17 protein-coding genes are annotated in these 19,051 nt (G+C 62.2%); 5 read left to right on the forward strand and 12 right to left on the reverse strand.

Annotation, left to right across the window (positions count from 1 at the left end; translation table 11 throughout):
• Positions 1-87: 87 nt before the first annotated feature.
• Positions 88-1,146, forward strand: a complete 1,059-nt coding sequence (locus tag HBO12_RS11040; RefSeq protein ID WP_463671610.1) for an HAD family hydrolase — start codon at positions 88-90, stop codon at positions 1,144-1,146.
• A gap of 168 nt (positions 1,147-1,314) precedes the next feature.
• Here HBO12_RS11040 and ilvD read toward each other — a convergent pair whose 3' ends face one another.
• The 3 genes from ilvD to HBO12_RS11055 all read right to left on the reverse strand — a co-directional run bounded on the left by ilvD (position 1,315) and on the right by HBO12_RS11055 (position 6,027).
• A complete protein-coding gene (gene ilvD, locus HBO12_RS11045) occupies positions 1,315-3,156 on the reverse strand; it encodes a dihydroxy-acid dehydratase (RefSeq protein ID WP_169954950.1) in 1,842 nt (613 codons plus the stop codon).
• A gap of 228 nt (positions 3,157-3,384) precedes the next feature.
• Positions 3,385-4,584 carry an MFS transporter gene (locus tag HBO12_RS11050; protein ID WP_170042143.1) on the reverse strand — a complete coding sequence of 400 codons (1,200 nt, stop codon included), beginning with the start codon at positions 4,582-4,584 and terminating at the stop codon, positions 3,385-3,387.
• Positions 4,585-4,830: 246 nt separating this feature from the next.
• On the reverse strand, positions 4,831-6,027 hold the full coding sequence (locus tag HBO12_RS11055) for a class I SAM-dependent rRNA methyltransferase (RefSeq protein ID WP_057960898.1): 1,197 nt from the start codon (positions 6,025-6,027) through the stop codon (positions 4,831-4,833).
• Positions 6,028-6,323: 296 nt separating this feature from the next.
• On the opposite strand from HBO12_RS11055, the gene HBO12_RS11060 reads away from it, so the two are divergent.
• Both HBO12_RS11060 and mutM read left to right on the forward strand, forming a co-directional pair.
• Positions 6,324-7,136 carry an HDOD domain-containing protein gene (locus HBO12_RS11060; protein ID WP_169991609.1) on the forward strand — a complete coding sequence of 271 codons (813 nt, stop codon included), beginning with the start codon at positions 6,324-6,326 and terminating at the stop codon, positions 7,134-7,136.
• Between the two features lie 21 nt (positions 7,137-7,157).
• Positions 7,158-7,970, forward strand: a complete 813-nt coding sequence (gene mutM / locus HBO12_RS11065; protein WP_057440389.1) for a bifunctional DNA-formamidopyrimidine glycosylase/DNA-(apurinic or apyrimidinic site) lyase — start codon at positions 7,158-7,160, stop codon at positions 7,968-7,970.
• 122 nt (positions 7,971-8,092) lie between these two features.
• On the opposite strand, the gene HBO12_RS11070 is transcribed toward mutM, so the two are convergent.
• The 5 genes from HBO12_RS11070 to HBO12_RS11090 form a co-directional block, all read right to left on the reverse strand.
• Positions 8,093-8,344, reverse strand: coding sequence for a YfhL family 4Fe-4S dicluster ferredoxin (locus HBO12_RS11070; protein ID WP_003213796.1), 252 nt, complete (start codon positions 8,342-8,344; stop codon positions 8,093-8,095).
• 103 nt (positions 8,345-8,447) lie between these two features.
• A complete protein-coding gene (coaD, locus tag HBO12_RS11075) occupies positions 8,448-8,927 on the reverse strand; it encodes a pantetheine-phosphate adenylyltransferase (RefSeq protein ID WP_003176711.1) in 480 nt (159 codons plus the stop codon).
• 114 nt (positions 8,928-9,041) lie between these two features.
• On the reverse strand, positions 9,042-10,637 hold the full coding sequence (locus HBO12_RS11080) for a GMC family oxidoreductase (RefSeq protein ID WP_170042144.1): 1,596 nt from the start codon (positions 10,635-10,637) through the stop codon (positions 9,042-9,044).
• A 57-nt stretch (positions 10,638-10,694) separates the two neighbouring features.
• A complete protein-coding gene (locus HBO12_RS11085) occupies positions 10,695-11,240 on the reverse strand; it encodes a twin-arginine translocation pathway signal protein (RefSeq protein ID WP_170042145.1) in 546 nt (181 codons plus the stop codon).
• Between the two features lie 28 nt (positions 11,241-11,268).
• Positions 11,269-12,696, reverse strand: a complete 1,428-nt coding sequence (locus tag HBO12_RS11090) for a coniferyl aldehyde dehydrogenase (protein ID WP_169954944.1) — start codon at positions 12,694-12,696, stop codon at positions 11,269-11,271.
• A gap of 147 nt (positions 12,697-12,843) precedes the next feature.
• Here HBO12_RS11090 and HBO12_RS11095 point away from each other — a divergent pair, with 147 nt between their 5' ends.
• Positions 12,844-13,515 (forward strand): TetR/AcrR family transcriptional regulator, encoded by a 672-nt coding sequence (locus HBO12_RS11095; RefSeq protein WP_170042146.1) that lies wholly within the window; start codon positions 12,844-12,846, stop codon positions 13,513-13,515.
• A 33-nt stretch (positions 13,516-13,548) separates the two neighbouring features.
• Entirely contained in the window at positions 13,549-14,403 is an 855-nt protein-coding gene (locus tag HBO12_RS11100) for a sulfurtransferase (protein ID WP_170042147.1), read from the forward strand.
• Positions 14,404-14,516: 113 nt separating this feature from the next.
• On the opposite strand, the gene HBO12_RS11105 is transcribed toward HBO12_RS11100, so the two are convergent.
• The 4 genes from HBO12_RS11105 to HBO12_RS11120 are packed head-to-tail and all read right to left on the reverse strand — an operon-like array spanning position 14,517 to position 19,023.
• Positions 14,517-15,512 (reverse strand): hydrolase, encoded by a 996-nt coding sequence (locus HBO12_RS11105; RefSeq protein ID WP_170042148.1) that lies wholly within the window; start codon positions 15,510-15,512, stop codon positions 14,517-14,519.
• Between the two features lie 58 nt (positions 15,513-15,570).
• The gene (rsmD, locus tag HBO12_RS11110; RefSeq protein ID WP_169954941.1) at positions 15,571-16,185 is read right to left on the reverse strand and encodes a 16S rRNA (guanine(966)-N(2))-methyltransferase RsmD; all 615 of its coding nucleotides are present in this window, start codon (positions 16,183-16,185) and stop codon (positions 15,571-15,573) included.
• Positions 16,185-17,675 carry a M16 family metallopeptidase gene (locus HBO12_RS11115; protein ID WP_169954940.1) on the reverse strand — a complete coding sequence of 497 codons (1,491 nt, stop codon included), beginning with the start codon at positions 17,673-17,675 and terminating at the stop codon, positions 16,185-16,187. The genes rsmD and HBO12_RS11115 overlap by 1 nt, the downstream gene beginning before the upstream one ends.
• A complete protein-coding gene (locus tag HBO12_RS11120) occupies positions 17,668-19,023 on the reverse strand; it encodes a M16 family metallopeptidase (RefSeq protein ID WP_169954939.1) in 1,356 nt (451 codons plus the stop codon). The genes HBO12_RS11115 and HBO12_RS11120 overlap by 8 nt, the downstream gene beginning before the upstream one ends.
• Between the last annotated feature and the right edge of the window lie 28 nt (positions 19,024-19,051).

The following is a 19,051-nucleotide window of genomic DNA, read 5'->3' on the forward strand; positions in this document are numbered from 1 at the left end:
TTCAGGACGCAGACGGTCGTGCTGGTGCCGGGAACGGTCACACGGATTTGTTAGCGTCGATGTCTTTCACTCAGGGAGAAAACGCACATGAAGCTCACGTCGAGACTGTTTGCCGCCGCGCTGTGCCTGGGGCTTGCCAGCCAGGTCATGGCCGCCACCGAGTTGAAGCACTGGCCGGCACCCGCCGCCAAGCAACTCAATGAAATGATTGCGGCCAACGCCAACAAGGGCAATTACGCGGTGTTCGACATGGACAACACCAGCTACCGCTTCGACCTCGAAGAGTCGCTGCTGCCGTACTTGGAAAACAAGGGCCTGATCACCCGCGACAGTCTCGATCCATCGCTCAAGCTTATGCCGTTCAAAGACACCGCCGAGCACAAGGAAAGTCTGTTCAGTTACTACTATCGCCTGTGCGAAGTGGACGACATGGTCTGCTACCCGTGGGTCGCCCAGGTGTTTTCAGGCTTTACCCTCAAGGAACTCAAGGGTTACGTGGATGAGTTGATGGCCTCCGGCAAACCGGTGCCGGTCACCTACTTTGAAGGCGATGTGGTGAAGAACATGGAGGTGCAACCGCCGAAAATCTTCACCGGCCAGACCGAGCTGTACAACAAACTGATGGAAAACGGCATCGACGTGTACGTGATGACCGCCGCCTCTGAAGAGCTGGTGCGCATGGTCGCCTCCGATCCGAAGTACGGCTACAACGTCAAGCCGCAGAATGTCATCGGGGTCAGCCTGTTGCTCAAGGACCGCAAGACTGGCGAGCTGACCACTGCCCGTAAGCAGATCAGCGCCGGCAAATACGATGAAAAGGCCAACCTCGGCCTGGAACTGACCCCCTACCTGTGGACCCCGGCGACCTGGATGGCCGGCAAGCATGCGGCGATCCTCACCTACGTCGACGAATGGAAAAAACCGCTACTGGTCGGCGGCGACACCCCTACCAGCGACGGCTACATGCTGTTTCACGATGTGGACGTGGCCAAGGGTGGCATCCACTTGTGGATCAACCGCAAGGACAAGTACATGACCCAGCTCAACGGCATGATGGCCAAGCATGCTGCGGCCCAGGCCAAGGAAGGGCTGGCGGTGACGGCGGACAAGAACTGGGTGATCGTCAAGCCCGATGAAATCCAGTAACCCTGTGGGAACTGGCTTGCCTGCGATAGCATCACTGCGGTGTGGCAGGTAGACCGGGTCGCCTGGATCGCCGGCAAGCCAGCTCCTACATTTGATCTCTTGTGGTTTGGCGATTCAGGCAGGCAAAAAAATGCCCCGCACGTGGCGGGGCATTTTTATGGACGGGGCTTACAGGCCGTCGAGCATGGCCTTGTTACGCACCGCACCCTTGTCGGCACTGGTGGCCAGCAGGGCGTAGGCCTTGAGGGCGGTGGTGACTTTGCGCGGACGCTTCTCCACCGGTTTCCAGCCTTTCTTGTCCTGCTCGACCCGGCGTGCGGCCAGTTCTTCGTCGCTGATCAACAGGTTGATCGAGCGGTTCGGAATGTCGATCAGCACCTTGTCGCCATCCTGCACCAGGCCAATCGCGCCACCGGCAGCGGCTTCTGGCGAAGCATGGCCGATGGACAGGCCCGAAGTGCCGCCCGAGAAGCGCCCGTCGGTCAGCAGCGCACAGGCTTTGCCCAGGCCCTTGGATTTCAGGTACGAGGTCGGGTAGAGCATTTCCTGCATACCCGGGCCGCCTTTCGGGCCTTCGTAGCGGATGATCACGATGTCGCCTTCTTTCACTTCGTCGGCGAGGATGCCGCGCACCGAGCTGTCCTGGCTTTCGTAGATCTTGGCGCGACCCTCGAACACGTGGATCGACTCATCCACGCCAGCGGTCTTCACCACACAGCCGTCGAGGGCGATGTTGCCGTAGAGCACGGCCAGGCCGCCTTCTTGCGAGTACGCGTGCTCGACACTGCGGATGCAGCCGTTTTCACGGTCGTCGTCCAGGGTGTCCCAACGGGTCGACTGGCTGAAGGCCGTCTGGGTCGGGATGCCGGCCGGGCCGGCCTTGAAGAAGGTGTGCACGGCTTCGTCGTCAGTCTGGGTGATATCCCACTTGGCGATGCCCTCGGCCATGGACGTGCTGTGCACGGTCGGCAGGTCGGTGTGCAGCAGGCCGCCACGGGCCAGGGAGCCTAGGATCGAGAAGATCCCGCCGGCGCGGTGCACGTCTTCCATGTGGTACTTCTGGATGTTCGGCGCGACCTTGCACAACTGCGGCACGTGGCGGGACAGGCGGTCGATGTCGCGCAGGTCGAAGTCGATCTCGGCTTCTTGCGCTGCGGCCAGCAAGTGCAGGATGGTGTTGGTGGAACCGCCCATGGCGATATCCAGGGTCATGGCGTTTTCGAACGCCTTGAAGTTGGCGATATTGCGTGGCAATACCGACTCGTCGTTGTCGGTGTAGTAACGCTTGCACAGTTCGACGATGGTGCGGCCGGCCTGCAGGAACAGCTGCTCGCGGTCGCTGTGGGTGGCCAGTGTCGAACCGTTGCCCGGCAAGGCCAGACCCAGGGCTTCCACCAGGCAGTTCATCGAGTTGGCGGTGAACATGCCGGAGCACGAACCGCAGGTCGGGCAGGCGCTACGCTCGTATTCCGCGACTTTCTCGTCAGAAGCGCTGGAATCGGCGGCGATGACCATGGCGTCCACCAGGTCCAGGCCGTGGGAGGCGAGTTTGGTCTTGCCGGCTTCCATCGGACCGCCGGAGACGAAGATCACCGGGATGTTCAGGCGCAGGGAGGCCATCAGCATGCCGGGGGTGATCTTGTCGCAGTTGGAGATGCAGACGATGGCGTCGGCGCAGTGGGCGTTGACCATGTACTCCACGGAGTCGGCGATGATCTCGCGGCTCGGCAGGGAATACAGCATGCCGTCATGGCCCATGGCGATGCCATCATCCACGGCAATGGTGTTGAATTCTTTTGCTACGCCGCCAGCACGTTCGATCTCGCGGGCGACCAGTTGGCCCAGGTCCTTGAGGTGGACGTGGCCCGGTACGAACTGGGTGAACGAGTTGGCAATCGCGATGATCGGCTTCTTGAAGTCGTCATCTTTCATCCCCGTGGCACGCCACAGTGCGCGGGCGCCGGCCATGTTGCGGCCATGGGTGGATGTTTTCGAGCGGTAATCTGGCATGGAGCACTCCGGGCGGCTAATCAGGTACTAAATAGGGGAGTGAGCTTCTATTGACGTCTGGAACACTCAGAAATAGCCGTGTGTCCGGAAGTTGCCGCAAACGTTACGGGATCGCCGTGCGCATTGGCCTTGAGCTCATAAACCCGCCGGGGGATGACTGGCGATGAATAGGGTCGATTCTACACCGCTGGCGTCGGGAGGGAATGGCGAGAAGCATGTCCCGGGGCTTTATCGCCCGACCCTCGTATTTGTCAGCCAGCCCCAGAGGCTGAAGACGATAAAGCTTGCGGCAATGGTCATCAGCAAATGCGTTCCGGTTTGCGCAAGGGCTGCGCTGCTGATGGCGGCCGTCAGGAACATGATGCTGTTGCCCGCCGAGGCGGCCGTGCCCGCGCTGCTTGAGAACAGCAGCATCGCCGCCGAAATGGCCGCCGGGCGCACCAGGGTCACGGCCAGGGCGCTGATCAGCATCGGGATCAGCAGGGTTATGGTGGTGATGGCGTCAAGGCTGACGATCAGCATCAGTAGCACACCGGCCACCAGCAGTAACCCCAGGCCGATATTGATTTGCCGGGCCAGCGAGATGCGTTTTTGCAGAAACGAGGCCACCACGCCGCCCAGCAGATAGGCCACGCCATAGACCATCAGCACCAGGGCGTACTGGTATTCGGACAGTTTCAGCCCATCCATGAACATCAGGGGTGTGACGCTGATCAAGGCGAAGTAGCAGGCGAACACCAGTGCGGCGATCCACCAGTAGCGCAGGAAGTCCCGGTTGCCGGCCACGGCTTTCAACGTGGCAATGATCGACACCGATGCGCGATGGGGGCTGGCGGACTTGGTGGGCAGGATGCACAGCGCATGGATCAACATGCCCAATGCCATCACCGCGAACCCGTAGAAGCTGCCTTGCCAGTCAAAGGTGGTTTGCAGCCAGGAGCCGATCAGCGGCGAAAGGGCGACGAACGAGCCGCTCAGGGTCATGTAATACAGGCGCACGCGAGCCCGGTCCTGCTCCTCGAACAGGTCTTCCACCAGGGCGTGGCCCAGCACGAAGAAGCCACAGCCCATGGCCTGCACGCTGCGAAACAGCAGGAAGGTCAGGTAGTCCGGTGCCAGCGTGCAGCCTATCGCCCCCAGGATCGACAGTGTGATGCAGCCAAGCAGGACTTCCTTGCGCCCCCATTTATCCGAGAGTGGGCCGGCGATCAGTTGGGAGACCGAAAAGACCAGGGTAAACAGGCTGATGGACAGCGCGACATTGGCGCTGGGCGTGTCGAACCTGGCGGCGAGGGCCGGAAATGAAGGCAGCAGGATATTGATCGGGAAGAAACTGATCAGGGAAATGCAGGTGATCAGGATGAAGCGGGAAAAATACTGGCGTTTGGCTGGGCCATCGAGGACGGGCGAGCAGGTGGAATCAGACATTGTTTTTGTTTTCCGCAGTAAAGCCAGAAACCGATACTAGTCTGCAAAAAGTGGAATTCAATCAAAACCTTTGAAGGAAATTTCCTGGGGGCGCGTGGCTGGCGAAGGTAGGAAAATCTTTCTGACACTGCACAAAAAAAGGTGGGAGCTGGCTTGCCTGCGATAGCGGTGTAACAGATTAAAAATCTGTAACTGATACACCGCTATCGCAGGCAAGCCCACTCCCACCTTTGATCTGCGTGTTACTTAGCTATTGGGCAGCAACCGGCACGTGATGCTCTTGATGTAGCGCGTCTCGGCAATCGCCGGGTGCACCGGGTGGTCCGGGCCCTGGCCGCCACGTTCGAGCATCTGGATATTGCGGTCCAGATGGCGGGCGCTGGTCAGCAGGATGTTTTGCAGGTCGTCTTCAGGCAGGTGCATGGAGCACGAGGCGCTGACCAGGATGCCGTCCTTGCTGAGCAGGCGCATGGCTTGCTCGTTCAGGCGGCGGTAGGCGCCCTCGCCATTTTTCATGTCTTTCTTGCGTTTGATGAAGGCCGGTGGGTCGGCGACGATCACGTCGAAGCGCTCTTCGCTGGCTTTCAATTCTTTGAGGGCTTCGAACACGTCGCCTTCGATGCAGGTCATTTTCTCGGCAACGCCGTTCAGCGCGGCGTTGCGCTCTACGCCATCCAGAGCAAAGGCCGAGGCATCGACGCAGAACACTTCACTGGCGCCGAACGCTGCAGCTTGCACGCCCCAGCCGCCGATGTAGCTGTACAGGTCGAGAACGCGCTTGCCTTTGGCATACGGGGCCAGGCGTGCACGGTTCATGCGGTGGTCGTAGAACCAGCCGGTCTTCTGGCCCTGGATCACCGGGGCTTCGAATTGCACGCCGTTTTCTTCCAGGGCAACCCACTCTGGCACCAGGCCGAACACGGTTTCGACGTAGCGGTTGAGGCCTTCGGCGTCGCGCGCGGCGGAATCGTTCTTGAACAGGATGCCGCTGGGCTTGAGCACTTGGGTCAGTGCGGCGATCACGTCTTCTTTATGGGCTTCCATGGTCGCCGAGGCGATCTGCACCACCAGGATATCGCCGAAACGGTCGACCACCAGGCCCGGCAACAGGTCGGAGTCGCCGTAGACCAGGCGGTAGAACGGCTTGTCGAACAAGCGGTCGCGCAGGGACAGGGCGACGTTGAGGCGGTGCACCAGCAGCGACTTGTCCAATGGCAACTTGATGTCGCGCGACAGCAGGCGCGCGCAGATCAGGTTGTTTGGGCTCATGGCCACGATGCCCAGGGTCTTGCCACCGGCCGCTTCGAGGATGGCCTGGTCGCCTGCCTGGAAGCCGTGGAGTGGGGTGGCGGCCACATCGATTTCGTTGCTGTAGACCCACAGGTGGCCGTTGCGCAAACGACGATCGGCGTTGGCTTTGAGACGCAGGCTTGGCAGGGACATGACGTCGCTCCGGAAAAAAGAGCGGGAGTATACCGTGTTGTGTCGTTGTTGGCCGCGCCGCCGGACATGTGGGAGCTGGCTTGCCTGCGATCCAGGCGACTCGGTCTGTCTGTCGCACCGCAGCGATGCCATCGCAGGCAAGCCAGCTCCCACATTTTGCTCCGGTTTCCAATCCGGCTTTTGAGGTGTCGGTCAGGTTCCCATCGGGGTTAGAATCGCCCCCTAGCCCAGAGTGTGTATTTATGTCCCAAGAGCTTTCCGCCGAACAGATCCAACAGGCCCTGCAAGGCATCAGCGTGCCGCCCCAACCGCAAATCATGGTGGATTTGCAGATGGAGCAGTACATGCCCGATCCGGACCTGGAGGTGATTGCGCGGCTGATCTCCCAGGACCCCGGCCTGTCCGGCTCGCTGCTGAAAATCGTCAACTCGCCGTATTACGGCCTGAGCAACAAGATTGCCTCGATCCAGCGCGCGGTGAACCTGTTGGGCAGCCGCTCGATCGTCAACCTGATCAACGCCCAGTCGATCAAGGGCGAGATGAGCGACGACACCATCGTCACCCTCAATCGGTTCTGGGACACCGCCCAGGATGTGGCGATGACCTGCCTGACCCTGGCCAAGCGCACCGGCTCCCAGGCGGTGGACGAAGCTTATGCCCTGGGGCTGTTCCACGATTGTGGCGTGCCGCTGATGCTCAAGCGTTTCCCGGACTACATGAGCGTGCTGGAAGACTCCTACGCCAAGGCAGGGCCCGATTGCCGGGTGGTCGACACCGAGAACCGTGCGTTCCACACCAACCACGCGGTGGTGGGCTACTACACTGCCAAGTCCTGGCGCCTGCCGGAGCATGTGACCAACGCCATCGCCAACCACCACAACGCCCTGGCGATTTTCAGCGATGAGTCGGCGCGCAACAGCCCGCTGAAAAACCTGCTGGCGATCCTGAAGATGGCGGAGCACATTTGCGCGTCCTATCGGGTGCTGGGCAACCAGACGGTTGACCATGAATGGGAGAGCATCGGCCACCTGGTGCTGGATTACGTGGGCCTGTCGGACTACGACTTCGAGAGCCTGAAGTTGTCGATCCGCGAGCTGGGCGCGCACTAACCTTTCTATCGCGAGACGAATATGCCTGAGCTGCCAGAAGTCGAAACCACCCGGCGCGGAATTGCGCCGCACCTGGAAGGCCAGCGGGTCAGCCGCGTGGTGGTGCGTGAACGGCGCCTGCGCTGGCCGATCCCCGAAGACCTCGATGTGCGCCTGTCCGGGCAGCGCATCGTGCTGGTGGAGCGGCGGGCTAAGTACCTGCTGATCAACGCCGAAGTCGGCACCTTGATCAGCCACTTGGGCATGTCGGGCAACCTGCGTCTGGTGGAAGTCGGCCTGCCGGCGGCCAAGCACGAGCATGTGGATATCGAGCTGGAGTCGGGCCTGGCCCTGCGCTACACCGACCCCCGGCGCTTTGGCGCGATGCTCTGGAGCCAGGACCCGCACAACCACGAACTGCTGTTGCGCCTGGGGCCGGAGCCGTTGACCGACCTGTTCGACGGCGAGCGCCTGTTCCAGCTGTCCCGTGGGCGCTCGATGGCGGTCAAGCCGTTCATCATGGACAACGCGGTGGTGGTGGGGGTGGGCAATATCTACGCGACCGAGGCGCTGTTTGCCGCCGGGATCGACCCGCGCCGGGAGGCCAAGGGCATTTCCCGTGGGCGTTACCTGAAGCTGGCGATCGAGATCAAACGCATCCTCGCGGCCGCCATCGAGCGCGGCGGTACGACATTGCGCGACTTTATCGGTGGCGATGGCCAGCCGGGGTATTTCCAGCAGGAACTGTTCGTCTACGGCCGGGGTGGCGAGGCGTGCAAGGTCTGCGGGAGCGAATTGCGCAATGTGATGCTGGGGCAGCGGGCGAGTGTGTTTTGCCCCAAGTGCCAGAGCTGATTGTGTGTGACGGCGGCTGCCGTCATCGCGGGCAAGCCCGCTCCCACATTTTGACTTGTGAACACCTTCAAGTGTGGGAGCGGGCTTGCCCGCGATGAGGCCCGCCCAGCCAACACAAGGTCTCAGGCCTTACCGGTAATCAACCGGTACTTCTCCATCAACTGCTCTTCAGTCTCAGGGTGTGCCTCATCCAGCGGGATGCAATCGACCGGGCACACTTGCTGGCACTGGGGTTCGTCGTAGTGGCCGACACACTGGGTGCACAGGTTGGGGTCGATCACGTAGATCTCTTCACCCTGGGAAATGGCAGCGTTCGGGCACTCGGGTTCGCAGACGTCGCAGTTGATGCAATCGTCGGTGATGATCAGGGACATGGAAACTCCTGCCAGGGCGCTCTGCCAAGGCATCTGAAAAACTAATGCGCGCAATTGTGCCGCATTGGCGCCCGCAGTGCGAGCGGGCGCCGGTCGAGCGGTCTTACTTCTTGAAGCGCAGCGTCAGCGCATCGGCGACCGCAGGGTGCACAAACTTGGTGATATCCCCACCCAATGCCGCGATTTCCCGCACCAGGGTCGAGGAAATGAACGAGTAACGCTCCGACGGCGTAAGAAACAGGCTCTCAACGTCCGGCGCCAGTTGGCGGTTCATATTGGCCAGCTGGAATTCATACTCGAAGTCCGACACCGCCCGCAGGCCACGCAGGAACACATTGGCGTTCTGTTCCTTGGCAAAGTGCGCCAGCAGCGTCGAAAAGCCCACCACTTCCACGTTGGGCAGGTGCTTGGTGACCTCGCGGGCCAGCTCCACGCGCTGTTCCAGGGGAAACAGCGGGTTTTTCTTGGGGCTGGCCGCGACCGCGATGATCACATGGTCGAACAAGCGCGAGGCGCGTTCGACCAGATCGCCATGGCCTTTGGTAATCGGGTCGAAGGTACCTGGGTACAACACTCGGTTCATCGCGTCGTCCTGGCGGAGTCCGTTGGGGAACCGGATGGTATCGCAGCCATCCCGGTCGGCCAAGTCAACTTATTCAGAAGAAAGCACTATAGACACCGCGAATACCTGGTTTTTTCATGCTGTTTTCAGACGTTCAGCCAGCGCCGTCGCCAGTTGCGCAGTCAGGCCGTACACCGAAAGCTGGGGGTTGGCGCCGATGCTGGTGGGGAACAGCGAGCCGTCGTGGATCGACAGGTTACGCAGTTGGTGATGCCGCCCCAGGCTGTCGGCCACGGCGTTTTTCGGCTCTTCGCCCATGGCGCAACCGCCCATCACATGGGCGCTGCCCAGGCAGGTGCGATGCAGTTCCAGGTTCAGGCCGTCAATCAGGCTGCGGGCCTGCGCCAGTGTGTTGACGTAGCGCGCGTCGTGGTGCAGCGGCTTGACCGACTTGGCGCCGGCGGCAAACTGGATCTCGGCCATGCTGTGGAAAGCCCGGCGCAGGCCGTCCCAGGCGTAGGGCGAGACCTCATAGTCGAGCACCGGCGTGCCATCGCCGCGCAGGCCGACGCTGCCGCCCTGGCTGTCGGGGTGAAAGCCGTCGCGCAGCAGCGCCAGCATGGCGTGGGTCTTGGGCAACTGGCTCATGTCCAGGGCGTTCTGCGTGCCATAACCCCCGAACAATGTGCTGGCCAGCGCCGGGTGCAGCGGCGGCGCTTCGAGCTTGTAGGACATTTTGCCGGTGGTGCCGTCCTGCCATTGGAAGTGGTCGGAGTAGATCGATTGCGGCGCGCCGTAGAACGGGTTGATCACCTCGTCGAACAGCCCCGCAGAAAAATTCACCAGATGCAGGAACGTGCGCTTGCCCAGGCGCGAATGCGGGTCGGGTGCGTCCGAGCGCATCAGCAGCGCCGGGCTGTTGATACCGCCGCCGGCCAGTACGTAATGCTTGGCTTTGACCGTGATCTTGCGGCCGGTAGGCGCTACGCAGCGCGCATCCATGGCCACGCATTCGAGGCTGGTGATGGTGTCGCCGCTGAACTTCAGGCGCTCGGCGCGGGCCAGGTACAGCAACTCGCCGCCTTGCTCCAGGGTCGAGGGAATGGTGGTCACTAGCATCGATTGCTTGGCGTTGACCGGGCAGCCCATGCCGCAATAGCCTAGGTTGAAGCAGCCGCGCACGTTGCGCGGGATCACGTGCCAGCTGTAGCCGAGCTTTTCGCAGCCTTTGCGGATCACATCGTTGTTGGGGTTGGGCGGCAGGGCCCAGGGTGCGATGCCCAGGCGCTGTTCCATCTTTTCAAACCACGGCGCCATCTCGGCGCTGCTGTGGCCCTTGACCGCGTACTCGCTGGCCCAGTGGGACAGGGTCGGGTCGGGGGTGCGAAAGCTCGAGGTCCAGTTGATCAGCGTGGTGCCGCCCACGGCACGGCCTTGCAGGATGATGATGGCGCCGTCCTTGCTCATGCGGCCTATGCCTTCCTGATACAGGCTGGCGTAGGCCTCGTCTTCCAGTAGCTTGAAGTCGCTGCTGGTCTTGAGCGGGCCTTCTTCGATCAGCAGCACCTTGTAGCCGGCGGCGCTGAGAATCTCTGCGGTAGTGCCGCCGCCTGCGCCGCTGCCGATGATCGCGACATCGGCGTCCAGCACCAGGTCCTGGTCGAGGGCGGCGCCGTTATGGGTTTTCCAGCCGCGGGCCATGCCATCGCGGAACACATCAGGTACGGGCATTAGCTTGTTCTCTTATTGTTTTGGCTACGGAGTGGCTATCAAAGTGGGTTGCCAAGGTCAGATCTTCGGTGGCCCGGGGTACCCGCAATGGGCCCAGGACTCGGGCCGAAAGTACCAGGCCATGATCACCAGCTTGAGCAGCGAGCCCTGGCCCATGCGCAGTAGGTTGAGGAAGCTGTTCTCCCAGCGATGCAGGAAGTTGCGGATCTGCTCGCTGCTGGCATTTTCCCAACTGCCCCAGATGCCGGTCAGCGGGCCACGGGTGACGGCCATGCCCAGTACGTCGAACAACTGCTGGGTCAGCTTGAACATCTCCGGTGACAGGTGCTGCAGGCTGTAATCGAGTTTTTTCAGGGTGTCCTCAATGCCTGCCGCCACTACCTCGGCGCTGGCCGCGCCTTCGAGTAACACCGGGATCACTGCGCGCAAAAACGGCAGGTCGCTGTTGCGCAACATGGCAAAGCCGCTGGCGGGGGTGCTGCTGGAGCAACCGCTGAGGCTGGCGCCAAGGCCTGCGGTGGCCAGGAAGGCGCTGGCGCACAGGCCGATCTTCAAGACGCCGCGCCGTGACAGCGCGGGTGATTCAGTCAGGCTAGGGTTCATTTTTATTGTGGTCCCGGTGGTAACGGTTTTAGCGCACGAACAGCTTCTGGATCAGTTTCTGGATGGCTTTGCCATACGGTGGGTAAATCAGCTTGGCCGCATTCAGGCGTTGCTTGATCAGCACCCCCTTGGCCTTGCTGAACGTGAGGAACCCTTCATGGCCGTGGTAGTGGCCCATGCCCGACGGGCCGATGCCGCCAAAAGGCATATCGTCCTGGGCCACGTGCAGCAGGGTGTCGTTCAAGCACACGCCGCCGGAATGGGTCTCGTGGAGTACGCGATTCTGTTCGGCCTTGTTGTAGCCGAAGTAATACAGCGCCAGTGGGCGAGGGCGTTGGTTGATGTAGGCAAACGCCTGGTCGATCCCGCGATAGGGCACGATGGGCAACACCGGGCCGAAAATCTCGTCCTGCATCACGGTCATTTCATCGCTGACATTCAGCAGCAGGCTATGGGCCATGCGCCGTGCCTGGCCCTGGTCATAGAGCGGCACCAGGGTCGCGCCCTTGTCGGTTGCGTCCTTGACGTAGGCATTGAGTCGGGCGAGTTGTCGCTCGTTGATGATGGCGGTGTAGTCCGGGTTGTCGGCCAGGGTCGGATAAAACCCACGTACCGCCTGGGTGTAGGCCTCGACGAAGCCGTCCACACGGTCTTCGGGAACCAGCACGTAGTCCGGCGCCACACAGGTTTGCCCGGCATTCAGCGCCTTGCCGAATGCGATCCGTTCAGCGGCATCCTTGAGCGGCACATCGGCCGAGACAATTGCCGGGGATTTACCGCCCAGCTCCAGGGTCACCGGGGTCAGGTGCTCGGCGGCGGCGCGCATCACATGCTTGCCGATGCTGGTGGCCCCGGTGAATAGCAGGTGATCGAACGGCAGCTTGGAGAACGCCATGCCCACTTCTGCTTCGCCGAGCACCACGCACACCAGGTCTTCGGGGAAGATTTGCGCCAGCAGGGTCTTGAGCAACTGGCCAGTGGCGGGGGTGGATTCGCTGAGCTTGAGCATCACCCGGTTACCCGCCGCCAACGCACCGACCAGCGGGCCGATGGCCAGGTACAACGGGTAGTTCCAGGGCACGATCACCCCGATGACGCCCAGGGGTTGATAGATCACTTTCGCAGATGCCGGCTGGAAGGCTATACCTACAGCGCGGCGCGACGGTTTCATCCAGCCCTTGAGGTGTTTGCTGGCGTAGTGAATGCCATGCAGGCTGGGCATCAGTTCGGCGAACAGGGTTTCGTCGGCACTGCGATGACTGAAATCGCTGCTGATGGCCTCGATCAGCGCCTGGCGCTCATCGCTGAGCAGGTCGCGCAAGGCCTTGAGCCACTGCTGACGCTGCGCCGCCGTTGGCATCGGGTTGGCCGCGTAGGCGCGGCGCTGAGCAGCGAACAGGTCCTGGAGTTGGTCCAGCGCCTGGGAATCTTGCAGGTAGGCAACGTTGGCAGACATGGCGCAGTTCCCGATTGTTATTGGAATACCTGCGTTTTTAGAGTTATTGCTCTATTTTGTCAAATGACTTCGCGGCAACATGCAGTTTTATCCTGGCAAGGATAGACCGTAAGATGTTTGCATCAGGATTTTAGAAGCCGATACCCCATGGCACCACGAGTAAAGACCAGCGAACGCATTGTGCAAACCAGCCTGGAGCTGTTCAACCAGCAGGGCGAGCGCAGCATCAGCACCAACCATATTGCTGCCCACATGGAAATATCCCCCGGCAACCTGTACTACCACTTCCCGAACAAGCAGGCGATTATCGCCGTGCTGTTTCGCGAGTACGAAGCCCTGGTAGACAGCTTCCTGCGCCCGCCCCAGGGGCGGGCCATGGTGGTCGAGGACAAGCGCTTCTACCTGCAGGCGGTGCTGGCCGGCATGTGGCGCTACCGCTTTTTGCACCGCGACCTTGAGCATCTGCTGGAAAGCGACCCGGAACTGGCCACCGGCTACCGGCGCTTTTCCCAGCGCTGCCTGATCCAGGGCGGCGCGATTTACCGGGGGTTTGTCGAGGCCGGGATCCTGAACATGGACCCGGTGCAGACCGAAGCCTTGACCCTCAACGCCTGGATTATCCTCACCTCCTGGGTGCGCTTTTTGTGCACCACCAACGAGAACTCCGCACACCTGAGTGCCGAGGCGATCAAGCGCGGGGTGTATCAGGTGCTGGTGCTGGAGGCGGGGTTTATCGCGCCCCAGGCCAAAGAAGCCGTGGACGCGTTGTTCAAGGAATTTTACGTGCCTCTAAGTCAGGCACTGGAAGAAGTGAAGTAGGCCCTTTCCCGAACGTATTTCCAGGAGTCCGTCATGCCGCTTGCGCAACTGATCAGCCCGCAACAACTGGCCGAACGCCAGCAGCACGCAGGCTTAGTCATCCTCGATTGCCGTTTTGCCCTGGAAGACCCGGATTACGGGCGTTGCAGCTATGCCGAAGGGCATATCGAGGGGGCGCAGTATGCGGACCTGGAGCGCCATCTCAGTGGGCCAGTGACCAAGGGCGTGACTGGTCGCCATCCGCTGCCGGCGCCCCAGGTGCTGGTCCAGCAGTTACAGGCCTGGGGCGTCAATGCCGACAGCGAAATCGTGCTGTATGACGACGGCCCTGGCGCGTTTGCCGCCCGTGCCTGGTGGCTGCTGGTGTGGCTGGGCAAGCGTGACGGTGTGTCGATCCTCGATGGTGGCCTGAAGGCCTGGCACAGCGCCGGTTTCCCCTTGAGCCTGGATGCGCCGAGCACCGAGCCTGGCACCTTTGCCGGCAGCCCGGACAACCATCTTCTGCTGGACGCCGAGCACCTGCAAAAACGCCTGGGCCAGCCGGGCCTGACCTTGATCGACGCCCGTGCCTTGCCGCGCTTTCGCGGTGAAGTGGAACCCATTGACCCGATTGCCGGGCATATTCCCGGCGCGCAATGTGCGGCGTTCAGCGAAAACCTGGGCAGTGACGGACGCTTCTTGCCGGTGTCGCAGCTCAAGCAACGGTTTACAGAAAAGCTGCAAGGCCGCTCGCCCCAGGAATTGGTGGCGTATTGTGGCTCGGGTGTGACGGCGTGCCACAACCTGTTTGCCTTGAGCCTGGCGGGGTATCCGTTGGGCAAGTTGTATGCGGGGTCGTGGAGTGAGTGGATCACTGATCCGCAGCGCGAAATTGCTACCGGCGATTAAGTGGGTAATCCCCGATCAAATGTAGGAGCGGGCTTGCCCGCGAATGCGGTGTGCCAGCCACCGAATTTATTAGCTGAAACGCCGCATTCGCGAGCAAGCCCGCTCCCACATGATTAACCGTGTTTTACCCGTAACCAATGCGGGATCCGCCGCTCCAGGTAGTACCCAGGCGTCTTCAGCGAACCCTCGACAAACCCCACATGCCCACCCTTGGCCTGCAGTTCAAACTCGATGCAGTCCGACAGCTCGCTGGCCTGGGGCAAGCTGTGGGCGAACACAAAAGGATCATCCGCCGCCTGGATGATCAGCGTTGGCGTGCGAATCTCCCCCAGGAAGTAACGACTCGACGCCCGCCGGTAATAGTCCTCGGCGCTCAGATAGCCATGCAGCGGTGCGGTGACGCGCCCATCAAAATCCCAGAATGTGCGCATCTTCTCCAGCGAGCCCAGCTCGGCCAGGGTCTTCAGTGCGTCTTCGCGCCCGTCCTGGGTGAATTGGCGCTGCTTGACCCGGATATAGCTGAGCATCTCGCGCATGAAGTGCTTCTGATAGACCCGTGAGAAGCCCAGGCCGATGCGGTCGGCGCACTGATCCAGGCGAAACGGCACCGATACCGCCGCCGCGCCTTGCAGGCCGCAGTGGTCGCCGGTTTCGCCCAGGTGCTTGAGCAGCACATTCCCGCCCAGGGAGTAACCCACGGCATACAGCGGCGCCAACGGCCGCTTGGCCCGCAGGTGCGCGATGGCGGCGGCCAGGTCTTCACTGGCGCCGGAGTGGTAACTGCGGGCCAACAGGTTGGGTTCGCCGGAGCAGCCACGCCAATTCAGCGCGACACTGGCCCAGCCCTGGCTGGCCAGGGCTTTTTGCAGGCCGGCAACGTAGGGCGAGTTGGACGAACCGGTCAGCCCATGCAGCACCAGCACCAAGGGCGCATGCGGGTCGTGGGGGCCGTGCCAGTCGAGGTCGAGAAAATCGCCATCTTCCAGCCACAGGCGCTCGCGCTGGCGCTCGAGGTGGGTGGTGGGGCGCCAGAGCGGGCCCCACAGCGTTTGCAGATGTGGGTTGCCGAGGCCGAAGGCGGGGGTGAAGCGGTTTGCTGGCGGTGTCATGAATACCTGTCCTGTAGGCGCGGGCCTGCCCGCAGACAAACTCGCACCTACAGCGTTTTCAGTGGGTCAGAGCGGTACGTTGCCACAACGCGTAATACACCCGCCCGGACTTTTGCTCGCGGTGCAGGCGCCAGTTGCCCGGCAGGCCCAGGGTTGATGGCGCGGTTTCGCTTTCGGTGTAGACCCAGGCGTCATCGGCCAGCCATTGGCGCTCTTCCAGCAGGGTGCAGACGGTCGGCAGCAGGTTCTGGTTGAACGGCGGGTCGAGGAACACCACGTCGAATGCACTGGCCGGCTGGGTTTCCAGGTAGCGCAGGGCATCGGCGGTTTGGACGTGACCGGTGGTGCAGCGCAGGGTGCCCAGGTGTTCGCGCAGGCTGGAAACCGCCACGTTGCTCGCGTCCAGGGCCTGGCCCAGGGCGGCGCCACGGGACAGCGACTCGAGGAACAGCGCGCCGCTGCCGGCGAACGGGTCAAGCACCTTGGCCCCTTCGATGTACGGCGCGAGCCAGTTGAACAGGGTCTCGCGGACCCGGTCCGGGGTCGGGCGCAGGCCCACGACATCGGGGAAGCTCAGCTTGCGGCTGCGCCATTGGCCGCCAATGATGCGCAGTTGGCCCACACCGTTATGAACGTTGTGGACAGGTTTTTTAGGGCGCGATGGACTAGCCATTAATGCTCCGGAACCCCGAGCGGCTGCTCGGCAGGTTTATCAGTGGGGGGCGGTAGTGGCTTTTGCGCGGTGGTGGGACCAGCGGTCACGATCACCATTTTATCGCTGCTCAAGTGCTTGTTCAGTGCAGCCTTGACCTGTTCGGTGGTCAGGGCCTGGGATTGCTTCATGAAGTCTTCCAGGTAATTGAGCGGCAGGTTGTAAAAACCCATGGCGCCCAGTTGCCCGACGATATCGGCGTTGCTCGCGGTAGACAGCGGGAAGCTGCCGGCCAGTTCACGTTTGGCGTCATCCAATTCTTTTTGCGTCGGCCCGGTCTTGAGGTAGTCGGCCAGCACTTGCTCCACCAGGCGCAAGGTGCCGCCGCTCATTTCGGCGCGGGTCTGCAGGTTGATCATGAAGGGGCCACGTACCTGCATCGGCGAGAAGCCGGAGTACACGCCATAGGTCAGGCCGCGCTTCTCGCGCACCTCGCTCATCAAGCGGGTGCCAAAGCCACCGCCGCCAAGGATCTGGTTGCCCAGGGACAGGGCGGCGTAGTCCGGGTCGGCACGGTCGATGCCCAGTTGCGCGAACAGCAAGTGCGTCTGCTTGGAGGGAAACTCGATGTGCCCCAGGCCGGCCTTGGGCTCGGTCGGCTCGGCGATTTTCGCCAGTGCCGGGCCCTTGGGCAGGGACGCGGACACCTTGGCTGCCATGGCTTCGGCGTCGGCACGGGACAGGTCGCCGACCATCGCGATCACCGCGTTGCCGGCGGCGTAGGCCTTGGCGTGGAATGCCTTCAACTGTGCCTGGGTAATGGCCGGTACGCTCTCTGGTGTGCCTTCGCTCGGGTGCGCATAGGGATGATCGCCGTACAGGCGCTTGAACAGCTCGATGCTCGCCAGCTTGCTCGGGTTCTGTTTCTGGTACTCGAAGCCTGCCAGCAACTGGTTCTTGATCCGCGCCAGGGAGTCGGCAGGGAAGGTCGGCTGGCCGATCACCTGGTCAAACAGCGTGAGAGCGGCCTCGCGCTTGTCGGCGGCACTGAGGCTGCGCAGCGACACCAGCGCCATGTCGCGGTAGGCACCGTTGCTGAAATCCGCGCCCAGGCCTTCAAAACCGGCGGCAATCTGCCCCACATCCTTGCCCGGCACGCCTTCGTTGAGCATGGCGTTGGTCAGCAGCGCCAGGCCCGGCGTGTTGCCGTCTTGGCTGCTGCCGGCGGCGAACAGGATGCGCATGTCGAACATTGGCAGCTCATGGGCCTCGACGAACAGCACCTTGGCGCCCTCGGCGGTGTTCCAGGTCTGCACGTTGAGCTGGCGATTGGTCGGGTTCTTGCCGTCCAGTTCCGCCAGGGATTGCAGGGTCTTGCTGGACTTGGCCTGCTCCAGCGCCGGGCTGGCCACGGAGTCGTCCGGGCGACCGATATACACCGCGACCGCTGCCACCAGGGTCACGACGATCAGGCCAGGCAGCACCAGGCGGTTGTTTTTGCGATCACTCATGAGTGGTCTCCTCGGGCATGACATGGGCGACACTCAGGCGTTCGCGGGTGAAATACGTACGCGCGGCTTTCTGGATGTCTTCGGGCGTCACGCTTTGCAGCTCGGCAAGCTCGGTGTCCATGAGTTTCCATGACAGGCCGACCGTTTCCAGGGAGCCAATGGCCGTGGCCTGGCTGGTGATGGAGTCGCGCTCGTAGACCACGCCGGCAATGACCTGGGCGCGAATACGCTCCAGTTCCTCGGCGGTCGGTGGCTTGGCCTTGAGTTCGTCCAGCAGGCGCCAGAGCCCGGCTTCGGCCTGGGCCACGGTTTTCTGCTTCTGCTGGTTGGGTGTGGCGCTCAAGGTGAACAGGCTGTCGCCGCGGGTGTAGGCGTCGTAGTTGGTCGAGGCGGCGGACACCAGTTCTTCACCGCGCTCCAGCTGGCTCGGGATGCGCGCGCTGTAGCCGCCATCGAGCAGTGCCGAGATCAGGCGCAGGGCGTTGACCGAACGCTTGTCTTCGGCAGTGGCCAGGCCCGGTACGTTGAAGCCCAGGATGACGCTCGGCAATTGGGTCTGCACGTGCATGGTCAGCAGGCGTTCGCCCGGCTCGGCCAGTTCCAAGGGCTTTTTCGCCGGTGGCACGTCACGCTTGGGGATCGGGCCGAAGTAACGCTGGGCCAGGGTTTTCACCTCGTCCGGGGTCACGTCGCCGACCACTACCAGGGTGGCGTTGTTCGGCACGTACCAGGATTGGTACCAGTGGCGCAGTTCCTCGACCTTCATGCGGTCCAGGTCGGCCATCCAGCCGATGGTCGGCGTGTGGTAGCCGCTGGCCGGGTAGGCCATGGCCTTGAAGCGTTCGAAGGCCTTGGACATCGGGTTGTCATCGGTGCGCAGGCGGCGCTCCTCCTTGATGACTTCGATCTCGCGGCTGAATTCGTCCGCCGGCAGGCGCAGGGTGGCCATGCGGTCGGCTTCCAGTTCCAGGGCCACGCCCAGGCGGTCGCGGGCCAGCACTTGGTAGTAGGCGGTGTAGTCGTCGCTGGTGAAGGCGTTTTCTTCGGCGCCCAGGTCGCGCAGGATCAACGAAGCTTCGCCTGGACCAGTCTTGGAGCTGCCCTTGAACATCATGTGTTCCAAGGCATGGGACAAACCGGTCTGGCCAGGGGTTTCATAGCTGGAGCCGACCTTGTACCAGACCTGCGAGACCACCACCGGAGCGCGATGGTCTTCGCGCACGACGACCTTGAGGCCGTTGTCCAGGGTGAATTCATGGGTGGGTTGAGGGTCGGCAGCCAAGGCTGAAAGGGGCAGACAAACTGTGCTGAGCAGCAGGCCTGCGGCGCGGCGGGCTAGAGCATTCATTCGTTTTTAAACCTGTTGGGCTGCCCGC

It is taken from the genome of Pseudomonas sp. WS 5059, assembly GCF_012985525.1.
Lineage (GTDB): Bacteria > Pseudomonadota > Gammaproteobacteria > Pseudomonadales > Pseudomonadaceae > Aquipseudomonas.